The organism is Pseudomonas sp. SWRI111 (assembly GCF_014268555.1).
GTDB classification, from domain to species: Bacteria; Pseudomonadota; Gammaproteobacteria; order Pseudomonadales; family Pseudomonadaceae; genus Aquipseudomonas; species Aquipseudomonas hamedanensis.
Window position 1 is genome coordinate 96,709 of the sequence record NZ_JABWQQ010000004.1, and the last position, 14,598, is coordinate 111,306.

10 protein-coding genes are annotated in these 14,598 nt (G+C 60.3%); 6 read left to right on the forward strand and 4 right to left on the reverse strand.

The features are described 5' to 3' along the window. Positions 1-121: 121 nt before the first annotated feature. Positions 122-1,786, reverse strand: coding sequence for an energy-dependent translational throttle protein EttA (gene ettA / locus HU755_RS07360; RefSeq protein ID WP_186623954.1), 1,665 nt, complete (start codon positions 1,784-1,786; stop codon positions 122-124). Positions 1,787-2,071: 285 nt separating this feature from the next. On the opposite strand from ettA, the gene morA reads away from it, so the two are divergent. From morA to HU755_RS07385, 5 genes are all read left to right on the forward strand, one after another. Further along, entirely contained in the window at positions 2,072-5,920 is a 3,849-nt protein-coding gene (gene morA, locus HU755_RS07365) for a cyclic di-GMP receptor MorA (RefSeq protein WP_186631090.1), read from the forward strand. A 213-nt stretch (positions 5,921-6,133) separates the two neighbouring features. Continuing rightward, complete coding sequence (gene glyA, locus HU755_RS07370; RefSeq protein ID WP_186623956.1) at positions 6,134-7,387, forward strand: serine hydroxymethyltransferase; 1,254 nt, start codon at positions 6,134-6,136, stop codon at positions 7,385-7,387. A 269-nt stretch (positions 7,388-7,656) separates the two neighbouring features. Next, complete coding sequence (locus HU755_RS07375) at positions 7,657-8,970, forward strand: C4-dicarboxylate transporter DctA (RefSeq protein WP_186631092.1); 1,314 nt, start codon at positions 7,657-7,659, stop codon at positions 8,968-8,970. A gap of 49 nt (positions 8,971-9,019) precedes the next feature. Beyond that, positions 9,020-9,724 (forward strand): FCD domain-containing protein, encoded by a 705-nt coding sequence (locus tag HU755_RS07380; RefSeq protein WP_186631094.1) that lies wholly within the window; start codon positions 9,020-9,022, stop codon positions 9,722-9,724. 17 nt (positions 9,725-9,741) lie between these two features. Beyond that, complete coding sequence (locus HU755_RS07385) at positions 9,742-10,446, forward strand: GntR family transcriptional regulator (protein WP_186631096.1); 705 nt, start codon at positions 9,742-9,744, stop codon at positions 10,444-10,446. A gap of 99 nt (positions 10,447-10,545) precedes the next feature. Here HU755_RS07385 and yjiA read toward each other — a convergent pair whose 3' ends face one another. The 3 genes from yjiA to HU755_RS07400 form a co-directional block, all read right to left on the reverse strand. Beyond that, positions 10,546-11,517, reverse strand: coding sequence for a GTPase (gene yjiA, locus HU755_RS07390; protein WP_186631098.1), 972 nt, complete (start codon positions 11,515-11,517; stop codon positions 10,546-10,548). A 163-nt stretch (positions 11,518-11,680) separates the two neighbouring features. Further along, entirely contained in the window at positions 11,681-11,878 is a 198-nt protein-coding gene (locus HU755_RS07395; protein WP_003228401.1) for a YbdD/YjiX family protein, read from the reverse strand. Between the two features lie 15 nt (positions 11,879-11,893). Further along, entirely contained in the window at positions 11,894-13,960 is a 2,067-nt protein-coding gene (locus HU755_RS07400; protein ID WP_186546850.1) for a carbon starvation CstA family protein, read from the reverse strand. Between the two features lie 160 nt (positions 13,961-14,120). On the opposite strand from HU755_RS07400, the gene HU755_RS07405 reads away from it, so the two are divergent. Next, positions 14,121-14,489: a PilZ domain-containing protein gene (locus HU755_RS07405; RefSeq protein WP_186631100.1), complete on the forward strand. Its 369-nt coding sequence runs from the start codon at positions 14,121-14,123 to the stop codon at positions 14,487-14,489. Positions 14,490-14,598: the final 109 nt, after the last annotated feature.

Below are 14,598 nucleotides of genomic sequence, written 5' to 3' on the forward strand. Positions count from 1 at the left end.
GCGAATGCGTTCCCCCTGTAGGAGTGAGCCTGCTCGCGATAGCCCCACCACGGTTCAGCTGAAAAAACGCAAAAAAAAACGGAGCCCGAAGGCTCCGCTCTTTCATGCAACCAACCAGAAATCAGGCCAGTTTCTTGTGACGCACCCGGTGTGGCTGGGCAGCCGCTTCGCCGAGACGTTTTTTACGGTCGGCTTCGTACTCGGTGTAGTTGCCTTCGAAGAACACCGCTTGCGAGTCGTCCTCGTACGCCAGGATGTGCGTGGCGACACGGTCCAGGAACCAGCGATCGTGGGAGATCACAATGGCCGCGCCCGGGAAGTCCAGCAGGGCTTCTTCCAGCGAACGCAGGGTTTCCACGTCGAGGTCGTTGGACGGTTCGTCGAGCAGCAGGACGTTGCCGCCCTCCTTCAGCGTCAGCGCCAGGTGCAGACGCCCGCGCTCACCGCCGGAGAGGTCCTTGACGAACTTCTGCTGATCGCCGCCCTTGAAGTTGAAGCGACCGACGTAGGTGCGCGACGGGATCTCGTAGTTGCCGATGCGGATCTGGTCGGAGCCGTCGGAGATCTGCTGGAACACGGTCTTGCTGCCGTCGAGGTCTTCGCGGCTCTGGTCGACGCAGGCCAGTTGCACGGTTTCGCCGATTTCGATGCTGCCCGAATCTGGCGTTTCCTTGCCCATCAGCATGCGGAACAGCGTCGACTTACCGGCACCGTTACCGCCGATCACGCCGACGATGGCGCCCTTGGGCATGGAGAACGACAGGTTGTCGATCAGCACGCGATCGCCATAGCCCTTGGTGACGTTCTTGAACTCGATGACCTTATCGCCCAGACGTGGGCCGGCCGGGATGTAGATCTCGTTGGTCTCGCTGCGCTTCTGGAATTCCTGCGATTGCATTTCTTCGAAGCGTTGCAGACGGGCCTTGGATTTCGACTGACGAGCCTTGGCGCCTTTGCGCACCCACTCCAGTTCTTCTTTCATAGCCTTTTCGTGGGCCGACTGCTGCTTGGATTCCTGGGCCAGACGATCGGACTTGGCTTCGAGCCAGCCCGAATAGTTGCCCTCGTAAGGAATGCCCGCGCCGCGGTCAAGTTCCAGGATCCAGCCGGCGACGTTGTCGAGGAAGTAGCGGTCGTGCGTGATCGCAACCACAGTGCCCGGGAAGTCGTGGAGAAAATGCTCCAGCCACGCCACGGAATCGGCATCCAGGTGGTTGGTCGGTTCGTCGAGCAGCAGCATGTCCGGGGCGGACAGCAGCAGGCGGCAGAGGGCGACACGGCGCTTTTCACCACCGGAGAGAAATTCGACCTTGGCGTCCCACGCCGGCAGGCGCAACGCATCGGCGGCGACTTCCAGTTGGCGCTCAAGGTTGTGGCCGTCGCTGGCCTGCAGGATCGCTTCGAGCTTGGCCTGTTCGGCGGCGAGCTTGTCGAAGTCGGCATCCGGGTCGGCGTAGGCCGCGTAGACCTCGTCCAGACGCGCTTGCGCATCCTTGATCACGCTGACCGCTTCCTCGACCACTTCACGCACGGTCTTGGCCGGGTCCAGTTGTGGCTCTTGCGGCAGGTAACCGATGTTCAGGTCCGGCATCGGACGGGCTTCGCCTTCGAACTCGGTGTCGACGCCGGCCATGATTTTCAGCAGCGTGGATTTACCCGAACCGTTGAGGCCGAGCACGCCGATCTTGGCGCCGGGAAAAAAGGACAGCGAAATGTTTTTCAGGATTTCCCGCTTCGGCGGAACAACTTTGCCCAGCCGATGCATGGTGAAGACGTATTGAGCCATGGAGAACCTTGGGTCAGTGACAGATGAATGATTGCAGCACAGGCGATGCCTGGCCAGACCATGCGCGTCGTTCACGTGATGGTTATCAATGCGTGCGCGCGGAAAAAGTCTGAGTCTAGGAGCTGGAACGCTCCCGCGTAACCGGCAAAGCTACCTTAATGATGAAAGGCAGTCCAGCCGCGCAGGGCTGGCACTTCGCCACGACTCAAGGCATGCTAGCCGCCCTTTGGGCGTCCGGCTTATAGTGCACGTCGCGCCAGTCCAGCCAATCCGCAGGATCACAGCTTGTCCAATGTCAGTCCGCCCGCCTCTGTGAGCAGCGCCCAACCGGCGCCCGGCTCGCCCCTGCGCGGGACATTGAAGGGTGCGCTGGCGACTTTGGTGTTGCTGTTGCTGGCGTTATTGTTCTGGCAACTGCTCGACCAACTGCGCGAAACCCAGAAAAACCAGCGCCAGTACACCATCGATTACACCGCCGACCTGGCCGCCCAGGTCAGTCTGAACATGGCGTTGAACGCGCAGATCGCACTCAATCTGCTACCAATCGTCGAGCAACCGCAGACAACCGACGAACAGCAGGTGTTGCTGCGCAAGCTGCAGCAATCGCTGCCGGACCTGCGCAGCATGGCCTTGCTCAGCCCATCGGGAAAAGTCATCAGCGACAGCGCTGCTGACAGCCCCGACGCCGACTATCTCGCCGAACTGGTGCGCCGCAGCCGCGCCCAGGCGCACTACTTCAGCAACGCCAGCGACGGCTCGGTGGTGCATCTGCTACTGCGCCAAGCCAGCGGCAGCACGCGCGGCTATTGGGCGTTGCGGTTGACGCCGACGTTCTTCGACTCACTGACCCAGCAGGGCGAAACCGGCCTGCGTCCGTTGTGGCTGGTGGAAAACCGCGTCAACCAGCAAATCATCAGCCGCGACGACGCCCAGCCTTCGGCCAGGCCCGGGGTTTTGACCCCGGACGATCTGGCCAACACCGTCCTGACCGTGCCGCTGAGCAGCAGCGACTGGCAACTGCGTGGGCTGTTCGACCGCCAGCGCGTGCTCGAAGAACTGCTGCCGGCGTTCATCGGCAAATGCCTGCTGGGCCTGGCATTCTCAATGCTGCCGGTGATTGCGCTGCTGAATATGCGCCGTCGTCAGCGTCAGTTGCACGAAGGTCGGCGACGTTATCAGGATATTTTCGAAGGCACCGGCGTCGCCCTGTGCGTCCTCGACCTGTCCGGACTCAAGCAGTTTTTTGACAAGGCGCAGATCCAGACCGGCGATCAGCTCAAGGCCTGGCTCGATCAGCCTCGCCAGCGCCAACAACTGCTGCAGGAGTTGCGCGTCACCGAGGTCAATCAGGTGGCGCTGCAACTGCTCGACGTCCATTCCTGCGACCAGGCCTGGCAGTTGCTGATCGACGGTCAGCCACACGCGCACTGTGCGATCGGCAATCAGATACTCGATGCCGTACTGCTCCAGCAGAAACAACTGGAACTGGAAATCAAGCTGCCGCACCCCAACGGTCGCGATCAACACCTGTGGATGGTGCTGCGCTTGCCGCAGGAGCAGCACGACTATAAAGCGGTCATCCTGAGCATCAACGACATCACCAGCCGCAAGCTGATCGAATTGTCCCTGCTGGAACGCGAAGGTTTCTGGTCGGACGTGGTGCGCACCGTGCCCGATCATCTGTATGTGCAGGACGTGATCAGCCAGCGGATGATTTTCAGCAACCACCACCTCGGCCAGACCCTCGGCTACAACCGCAGCGAACTGCACCAGATGGGCGAGTATTTCTGGGAAATCCTTCTGCATCCGGAAGACGCCGACTACTACCATCGCTCACGGCAAATGCAGCGCCACGCCGGTTATAGCCAGTTGCTGCAATGCCAGTTGCGTTTCCGCCATCGCGACGGCAAGTGGCGGCGCTTCGACATTCGCGAACAGGCGCTGGCCCGCGACAAGCACGATCAGGTCACGCGGATCATCGGCGTGGCCAAGGACATCACTGAACAGATTGAAGCCAGTGAATCGCTGCGCGACAGCGAGCAGCGCTACCGCATGCTCGCCGAGAGCATCAGCGATGTGATTTTTTCCACCGACAGCAAGCTCTCGCTGAACTATGTCAGTCCGTCGGTACAGGCGGTGCTGGGTTACAACGCCGAATGGATTTTCCAGAACGGCTGGCAATCGACCATCGCCAACCCGGGGCAACTGAACGGCATCTACAGCCTGATGGACCGCGTCAGCAAAGCGCTGGACAAGCCCGAGCAACTGGCCCTGCTGCGCAGTCAGGTACAGACGCAATTGTTCCTGTTCGACTGCCTGCGTGCCGACGGCCGCAAGATCCCGATCGAACTGCGCCTGGTGCTGGTGTGGGACGAACACGGCGCGTTCGAAGGCGTATTGGGCGTCGGCCGTGATATCAGCCAGCAGCGCCGCGCGGAAAAAGACCTGCGCATGGCCGCCACGGTTTTCGAGCATTCAACCTCGGCGATCCTCATCACCGACCCGGCCGGCTACATCGTCCAGGCCAACGAAGCCTTCAGCCGGGTCAGCGGCTATGCCGTCAGCGAAGTGCTCGATCAACTGCCGAACATGCTCACCGTCGACGAACAGCAGGACGCGCACCTGCGCTACGTGCTCAAGCAACTGCACGAGCACAGCACCTGGGAAGGCGAAGTCTGGATGAAGCGCCGTAACGGCGAGCACTACCCGGCGTGGGTCGGGATTACTGCGGTGCTCGACGACGAGGGCGACCTGGCCAGTTACGTGTGTTTCTTCAGCGACATCAGCGAGCGCAAGGCCAGCGAACAGCGCATTCACCGCCTCGCCTACTACGACGCCCTGACCCATCTGCCCAATCGCACGCTGTTCCAGGATCGCCTGCACACCGCGCTGCAAGCGGCCGAACGGCAGAAGTCGTGGGTGGTGCTGATGTTCCTCGATCTCGACCGGTTCAAACCGATCAACGACTCCCTCGGCCACGCCGCCGGCGATCGCATGCTCAAGGACATGGCCACGCGCCTGCTGGCCTGCGTCGGCGAAGACGACACCGTGGCGCGCATGGGCGGCGATGAGTTCACCCTGCTGCTGCAACACCGTTCAAGCCGCGAACTGGCCCTGAACCGGGCCATTCACGTCGCCGAGCAAATTCTCGGCAGCCTGGTGCGGCCGTTTGTACTCGAAGGTCGCGAGTTCTTTGTCACCGCCAGTATCGGCATCGCCCTCAGTCCGCAGGACGGCAACGAACTCAGCCAGTTGATGAAGAACGCCGATACTGCGATGTACCACGCCAAGGAGCGCGGCAAGAACAACTTCCAATTTTATCAGGCCGACATGAACGCCAGTGCACTGGAGCGCCTGGAGCTGGAGAGCGATTTGCGCCATGCCCTGGAGCAGAACGAATTCGTCCTGTATTACCAGCCGCAGTTCAGCGGCGACGGCAAACGCCTGACCGGCGCCGAGGCGCTGTTGCGCTGGCGGCACCCGCGGCGCGGGCTGGTGCCGCCGGGCGACTTTATTCCGGTGCTGGAAGAACTCGGTCTGGTGGTCGACGTGGGCGACTGGGTGATCAGCGAGGCCTGCAGGCAGTTGAAAACCTGGCACCAGCAACGCGTGCGAGTGCCAAAGGTCTCGGTGAACATCTCGGCGCGGCAGTTCTCCGACGGCCAGCTCGGCACGCGCATCGCCACGATCCTGCGCGAAACCGGCTTGCCGCCGGCCTGCCTGGAGCTTGAACTGACCGAAAGCATCCTGATGCGCGAAGTCAGCGAGGCGATGCAGATTCTTGCCGGACTGAAAAATCTCGGCCTGAGCATTGCGGTCGATGACTTCGGCACCGGTTACTCGTCGCTGAACTATCTCAAGCAGTTCCCGATCGACGTGCTGAAGATCGACCGCACCTTCGTCGATGGCTTGCCATCCGGCGAGCAGGACGCGCAAATCGCCCGGGCCATCATCGCCATGGCCCACAGCCTGAACCTGGCGGTGATCGCCGAGGGTGTGGAAACCCATGAGCAACTGGACTTCCTGCGTGAGCATGGTTGTGATGAGGTGCAGGGTTATCTGTTCGGGCGGCCGATGCCGGCCGGGCGGTTTGAGGCGCAGTTCAGCAATGATGCGCTGTTCATGTTCGACTGAAGACCTGCGGCGCGCCCTTCGCGAGCAGGCTCGCTCCCACATCTGAAATGCATTCCCCTGTGGGAGCGAGCCTGCTCGCGATGGGGCCGGCAAAAGCACCGCACATCTGTCATGAACGCCACTTGTCTGCGACATGATGTCGTTTCATATGCCATCCAAAACCCGTTGGGTTAGAATGCCCCCCTTTTCTGCCCCCGATCCTTGAGGACCGCCATGTTCAGCCGTGATTTGACTATTGCCAAGTACGACGCCGATCTTTTTGCCGCCATGGAGCAAGAAGCTCAGCGCCAGGAAGAACACATCGAGCTGATCGCTTCGGAAAACTACACCAGCCCAGCGGTGATGGAGGCTCAAGGTTCGGTTCTGACCAACAAGTACGCCGAAGGCTACCCGGGCAAGCGCTACTACGGCGGTTGCGAGTACGTCGACGTGGTTGAGCAACTGGCGATCGACCGTGCCAAGGAGCTGTTCGGCGCCGATTACGCCAACGTTCAACCGCACGCCGGTTCGCAAGCCAACGCCGCTGTGTACCTGGCCCTGCTGTCGGCCGGCGACACCATTCTGGGCATGAGCCTGGCCCACGGCGGTCACCTGACCCACGGTGCCAGCGTTTCCTCGTCGGGCAAGCTGTACAACGCCATCCAGTACGGTATCGACGCCAACGGCCTGATCGACTACGACGAAGTCGAGCGCCTGGCGGTAGAACACAAGCCGAAAATGATCGTGGCCGGTTTCTCTGCCTACTCGCAGATTCTCGATTTCCCGCGCTTCCGCGAAATCGCTGACAAAGTCGGCGCCTACCTGTTCGTCGACATGGCCCACGTGGCCGGTCTGGTCGCCGCTGGCGTCTACCCGAACCCGGTGCCGTTCGCTGACGTCGTGACCACCACTACCCACAAGACCCTGCGCGGTCCACGTGGCGGTCTGATCCTGGCGCGCGCCAACGCCGATATCGAGAAGAAGCTCAACTCCGCAGTATTCCCGGGCGCCCAGGGCGGCCCGCTGGAGCACGTGATCGCCGCCAAAGCGATCTGCTTCAAGGAAGCGCTGCAGCCTGAGTTCAAGGTTTACCAGCAACAAGTGGTGAAGAATGCCAAGGCCATGGCCGGCGTGTTCATCGAGCGCGGTTTCGACGTGGTTTCCGGCGGTACCGAAAACCACCTGTTCCTGCTGTCGCTGATCAAGCAGGAAATCTCCGGTAAAGACGCCGACGCCGCTTTGGGCAAAGCGTTCATCACCGTGAACAAGAACTCCGTGCCTAACGATCCACGCTCGCCGTTCGTCACCTCCGGCCTGCGCTTCGGCACCCCGGCTGTGACCACTCGCGGCTTCAAGGAAGCCGAGTGCAAAGAGCTGGCCGGCTGGATCTGCGACATTCTGGCAGACCTGAACAACGAAGCGGTGATCGACGCCGTTCGTGAGAAAGTCAAAGCCATCTGCAAGAAACTGCCGGTATACGGCGCGTAAATCGCAACGTTAAACCCGCAGCATGAAAAACCGGCCAAGTGATTGGCCGGTTTTTTTTCGTCTGAATGAAAGATCAAAAGATCAAAAGATTGTTTTTGGACCACCGGTCAGACCGGTCATGCCAATTTCACCTCTCCCTCTTGTAATCAGGAAAAACCAAAGCCTAAACTGCGCCTGCACTGGACATACCGGTAAGACCACAATAATTAAGTCCTGAATCCGATGCGCCAAGCGTGCGGCAGCCAGGACACCGACCCAGGATTCCTCCCATGCTCAGATGGTGCTCGCGTTCGATCTTCCTTCAAGTGGTTCTCGGACTGATGCTCGGCATCGTCTGCGGGCTGACCCTTCCTGAATACTCAGCCCAGCTCAAGCCGCTCGGCGACGGTTTCATCAAACTGATCAAGATGCTCATCGGCCTGATCGTGTTCTGCGTGGTGGTCAGCGGCATCAGCGGCGCAGGCGATCTGAAGAAGGTCGGGCGCATTGGCCTCAAATCGGTGATTTATTTTGAAGTGCTGACCACCCTCGCGCTGATTATCGGGCTGGTGTTCGCCTTCAGCACCGGTATCGGCAGCGGCGCGAATATTCATCTGGAGCAACTCTCCACCGCCGACATGGGCGACCTCGCCGAGCGCGGCCAGCACATGCACACCACCACGCAGTTCTTGATGGACCTGATCCCGACCTCGGTGATCGGCGCCTTCGCCGACAACAACATTTTGCAGGTGCTGCTGTTTTCGGTGCTGTTCGGCAGTGCGTTGAATCTGGTTGGCGAAGCGGCTTCCGGGATCTCGCGGCTGATCAACGAACTGAGCCATGTGATCTTCCGCATCATGGGCATGATCGTACGTTTGGCGCCGATCGGCGTGTTCGGCGCCATCGCTTTCACCACCAGCAAATATGGCCTCGATTCGTTGCAGCATCTGGGCAGTCTGGTCGGTTTGTTCTACCTGACCTGCATCGCCTTCGTCGCGCTGATTCTCGGCCTGGTGATGCGCGTCTCCGGCCTGCGCATGTGGCCGCTGCTCAAGTATCTGCGCGAAGAGTTGCTGATCGTCATGGGCACCGCCTCCTCTGATGCAGTGCTGCCGCAGATCATGCGCAAGCTCGAACACTTGGGCATCGGCAGTTCGACGGTAGGGCTGGTGATTCCGACCGGTTACTCCTTCAACCTCGACGGTTTTTCGATTTACCTGACCCTCGCTATCGTCTTCATCGCCAACGCTACCGGCACACCGCTGGCCATGACCGATCTGCTGACGATTTTGCTGGTCTCGCTGATTACCTCCAAGGGCGCCCACGGCATCCCCGGTTCGGCGCTGGTGATTCTTGCGGCAACCCTGACGGCAATCCCGGCCATTCCCGTGGTCGGCCTGGTGTTGGTGCTGGCGGTGGACTGGTTCATGGGCATCGGCCGCGCGCTGACCAACCTGATCGGCAACTGCGTGGCCACCGTGGCCATCGCCCGTTGGGAAAAGGACATCGATGTGCAACGGGCGAACAAGGTGCTCAATGGCGAGCAAGGCTATAACTTTCAACCGAGAAAAACGGTCGCCCAAGCGGCGGCGAAAGAATTTTGAATGAGCGCCGTGCCTGCCAGACCGCAGGCACGGCGAATGGAGCCAATACGTGATTACTTCATCAACCGTCGTCAACTCAGTGGTGGAAAAACTGCGCGCCGCCCTGGCCCGCGGGCAATGGCGCTCCGGCGATATGCTGCCGGGCCAGCGCGAACTGGCCGAACAATTGGGCATCAGCCGGCCCAGCCTGCGCGAGGCGGTGATTGTTCTGGAAACCCTCGGCCTGGTGCGCTCGATGCCGGGCAAAGGCGTGGTCGTCCTCGACGCGCAACTGACCGACAGCCAGAGCCACGACAGCGCAGTCGCCGGCGCGAGCCTCGAAGACGTGCTGCAACTGCGCTACACCCTGGAGCCGTTCATTGTCGGGCTGGTCGCGCAATCGATCAGTAGCAAGGAAATCGGCCAGTTGCGCCTGACCCTGATGGACATGCGTGAAGCCCTCGAGGCCGGCGACAGCGAAGCCGGGGTCAGCGCCTACATCGCCTTCCACGAAGAGCTGTTCACACTGACCTCGAATCCGATTTTCCAGAGTGTGGTGCAGCAGACCAGCAACGCCCTCAAGCAGAGCGCCGAAGTGCTGCGCAATTCACCGGAACATCTGGCCGAGCGGCTGGAGGAAAACGAAGCCGTGGTCCGCGCGATTCGCAGCAAGAACAGCGCCCAGGCCAGCGCCGAAATGCGTCGGCACATTCTGCGTGAAGGTCGGCGCATGGGCATTGAGCTGAATATCCCGGATGACAACCTGCCCAACTGATCCTTTGGAGACCGGCCATGAACAGTTTCGCTTCCGCGCCGCACCCGCACCCGACTGCCCTGCCCTTCCCGCGCCTGCGGATGCCGGTGGAGGACCTTTACCCACGACTGTTCGATGCGATTCTCGAGCAGCGTATCGATGCAGACAGCCGTTTTACCGAGGACAGCCTGAAGGACATGTTTAATTCCAGTCGTGCCGATGTCCGGCGAGTGCTGACGCAACTGGCCCATGAGCAGATCGTGGTGCTGCGGGCCAATCATCGACCGCGCGTGGCGGCGCCTGATCGAGAATTGATCAGGCAGACCCTGCATGCGCGGCGGCTGGCTGAGATCACGTTGATACGGTTGGCGTGTCAGCGTCCGCGGGTAGATGATTTGAAATGCTTGCGCACGTCGGTCGAACGCGAGAAGCGCGCCGTCGAGCAGGACCGGCGGGGGGCGGCGATTCGTTTGTCGGGGGAGTTTCACCTGCAGTTGGCGCGGATGGCGGGGAATGTGCCGTTGGCGAATTTTCTTGGCAGCCTTGTACCTGTTACGTCATTGGCGGTTGCGCGAAGTGCGGGCCAGACGCATAGCTGCTGCGCGTGGCAGGAGCATGTGGCGCTTGTCGAAGCCATTGAACGTGGCGATGCGGCCAAAGCCGATTCATTGATTAATCGGCATCTGGATCATCTTGAGCAGACGCTGCTCGGTTCAGACCTTGAGCCATGTGTTGTAGGTTAGATGGCTATCGCGAGCAGGCTCACTCCTACAATTTGGAATGCGTTCCTCTGTAGGAGTGAGCCTGCTCGCGATAGCTTCATTACAGGTTCAGAAAAACCATCAGGCAGAAGCCACCCTGGCAAACCCCGCCCGAATCTTCTCTTCCGGCAACTCATCGGCAATAAACACGATCACACTTTCCCGCGCCTCACCCTCAGCCCATTCGCTGTCCCAGTCGAAACCATAGAGTTTCAACACGCCCTGGAACACCAGGCGCCGATCCTCACCGGCAATGTTCAGCACGCCTTTGTAACGCAGCAATTGTTTGCCGTGTTCTTCCAGCAGTTCATTCATGAACTCGCTGAGCTGATCGATATCCAGCGCCTGATCGGTGCGCAGCACCACACTGGAAATGCGGTCGATGGACGGGGCCTTGCCCACCGGACGCAGACTCAATCCACCGCCAAGATCGGCATTCAGATTAAAGCCGCGCACATCAAGCAATTCGGCCAGATCAATGTTGCCATGCTCGACCACACGAATCGGCGCGCGGCGGTTGATCCGCGTCAGCCGCTCGCTCAATGCGTCGAACGTCGCTGCGTCGACCAGATCGGTCTTGCTCACCAGCAGACGGTCGGCAAAACCGATTTGCGCCTGGGCGATGGTCTGGGTCAGGTGCACGTCGGCGTGGGCGGCGTCGACCAGGGTGATGATGCCGTCGAGCAGGTAACGCTCGCGCAGTTCTTCGTCGATGAAAAACGTCTGCGCCACGGGCGCCGGGTCGGCCAGACCGGTGCACTCGATCACCAGTCGGTCGAAAGCGATCTCGCCGCTGTCCAGGCGCTCGAGCAGTAAATACAGCGCCTTGGTCAGATCAGTGTGAATGGTGCAGCAGACACAGCCGTTGGCCAGTGTCATGACTTGCACCGGCTCGTCACCCAGCAACTGAGTGTCGATACCGGCATCGCTGAATTCGTTTTCGATCACGGCGATTTTCAGGCCGTGCTCGGCTTTGAGCAGATGACGCAGCAACGTGGTCTTGCCGGCGCCAAGGAAGCCGCTGAGTACCGTGACCGGTATTGGAGAAGTCAAAATCGATCCCCTTCATAGATTCAATGAACAACACAAAAACAAATGTGGGAGCGGGCTTGCTCGCGAAGGCGGTGGATCAGTCAACACCATCATCGACTAACACTGCGCTTTCGCGAGCAAGCCCGCTCCCACAGGGGGATTGCATCAGCCCAAGGCTGTCAGCTCAACAGCACTTGGGCCCACCCTTGCCACCGTAACGGGCTTCTTGACGTTCGCGAAAGAACATCTCGTAGCTCATCACCGGTTTGTCCGGGTGTTTGGTTTGCATATGCTCGACGTAGGTGTCGTAGTCGGGCATGCCGACCATCAGGCGCGCGGCCTGACCGAGGTATTTACCGAGGCGACTCAGGTCATTGAACATGGTGCAATCCTCTGGTTACGCATCCGGCAAGGCCTGGAATGGCGATTCTTTATCCGTGCGCTCTTTTTTGCCCCAGGCGGCGATGCCAACCTTGAGCGCATAGAACAGGATGCTGAACACCACGAACAGGAACAGCGTCGTGAGCGTTGCGTTGGTATAGGCGTTGAAGATCACGTGCTGCATCTGCTCAACGCTTTTTGCCGGCGCCAGCACCTGACCGTTGGCCAGCGCATCGCTGTATTTTTTCGCCAGGGACAGGAAGCCGATCGCCGGGTTGGCGTCGAACAGTTTGATGAAGCCTGCCGTTGTGGTGCAGATCAGCAGCCAGGTGGCCGGCAACAGGGTGACCCAGATGTAGCGCTGGCGCTTCATCTTGATCAGGACCACGGTGCCGAGCATCAGCGCGATACCGGCGAGCATCTGGTTGGAGATGCCGAACAATGGCCACAGGGTGTTGATGCCGCCCAGTGGATCGATCACGCCCTGATACAGCAACCAGCCCCACATTGCCACACAACCGGCGGTGGCGATCAGGTTGGCAGTCCAGGATTCGGTACGCTTGAGCGCCGGTACGAAGGAGCCAAGCAGATCCTGCAGCATGAAGCGTCCGGCACGGGTGCCGGCGTCGACAGCGGTAAGGATGAACAGCGCTTCGAACAGGATCGCGAAGTGGTACCAGAACGCCATGGTGTTTTCACCCGGCAGGACACTGTGCAGGATCTGCGCGATACCTACCGCCAGGGTCGGCGCACCACCGGCGCGAGCCAGAATGGTGGTTTCACCGATGTCATTGGCCACCGCTTGCAGCGCATCCGGCGTAATCGCGAAGCCCCAGCTGGTGACGACTTGCGCGACCGATACCACGTCACTGCCGACCACGGCTGCCGGACTGTTCATGGCGAAGTACACGCCTGGCTCGATCACCGAAGCGGCGACCATGGCCATGATCGCCACGAACGACTCCATCAACATGCCGCCGTAACCGATGTAGCGAGCGTTGGTTTCGTTATCCAGCAGCTTCGGTGTGGTGCCCGACGAGATCAGCGCATGGAAGCCCGATACCGCACCGCAGGCGATGGTGATGAACAGGAACGGGAACAGACCGCCCTTCCACACCGGGCCTGTGCCGTCGACAAACTGCGTCAGCGCGGGCATTTTCAGCTCGGGCATGGTGACCAGAATGCCGATCGCCAGCGCAACAATGGTACCGATCTTGAGGAACGTCGACAGGTAGTCACGCGGTGCGAGAATCAGCCACACCGGCAGCGACGCAGCGACAAAACCGTATCCAACCAGCATCCAGGTAATCTGCACGCCGGTGAAGGTGAAGGCCTTGGCCCACACTGGATCGGCAGCAATCTGCCCACCCAGCCAGATCGAACCGAGCAGCAGCAACACGCCGACCACGGAGATTTCGCCGATGCGGCCCGGGCGGATGTAGCGCATATAGATGCCCATGAACATCGCGATCGGAATGGTCGCCATCACGGTGAAGATGCCCCACGGACTCTCGGCCAACGCCTTGACGACGATCAGCGCCAGCACCGCAAGGATGATGATCATGATCAGGAAGCAGCCGAACAGCGCGATGGTGCCGGGAATCCGGCCCATTTCTTCACGCACCATGTCGCCCAGGGAACGGCCGTTGCGTCGGGTCGACATGAACAGGACCATGAAGTCCTGCACCGCGCCCGCCAGCACCACACCGGCAATCAGCCAGAGCGTGCCGGGCAGATAGCCCATCTGCGCTGCCAATACCGGGCCGACCAGTGGCCCCGCACCAGCGATGGCCGCGAAGTGGTGACCGAAAAGAATGTGTTTGTTGGTCGGCACATAGTCCAGACCATCGTTGTTGAGCACGGCGGGGGTGGCCCGACGCGGATCCAGTTGCATCACATGGTTGGCGATGAACAGGCTGTAGTAACGGTACGCAACCAGATAAATGGCCACGGCAGCGACCACAATCCACAAGGCGTTGATCGCCTCGCCTCGGCGCAATGCCACTACGCCCAGGGCGCACGCTCCTACGATTGCCAGCACTAGCCAGGGTAAGTGGCGTAGCAGGCTATTATTATTTTTCATTTTTTTATTCCAGCCAGGGTGGACAAGAAAGACAGCCACCCCGAGTTTAGCGCTTACGGCGCCAAAGGCCATACCCCGACATTGGTCTATTCGGCCCGCCTGCGCTGGCACGCTTGAACAATGCGGGTCTATAGTCAGCGAACCTTCGGAGGATTGCGCCATGAGCGAGCACCCAGACAATCGTCGCCGCTTTAAACGTATCGAGTTCGATGCCAAAACCGAGCTGAGGCAGGGCGAGTACATCTGGCAGGTGAAGCTGATCGACCTGTCGCTCAAGGGATTGCTGATCGAACGGCCGGAGCCGTGGCTTGGAGATCGTGAACAGGACTTTTTCGTCGACATTCATCTGAGCGAAGACGTTGATATCGAGATGGACGTGCATCTGGCCCATGAGGAGAACGGTCATTTAGGGTTCATCTGCCGGCATATCAGCCTGGAATCGATCCAGCGTCTGCGGCGGTTGATCGAGCTGAACCTGGCGGATGAAGCGGAACTTGAGCGCGAGTTGGCTGCGCTGATCGAGATCTAGAAATCACCACGATCAAATGTAGGAGTGAGCCTGCTCGCGATAGCGGTCTGTCATTCAACCAATCATTGGCTGATATACCGCTATCGCGAGCAGGCTCACTCCTACAGGG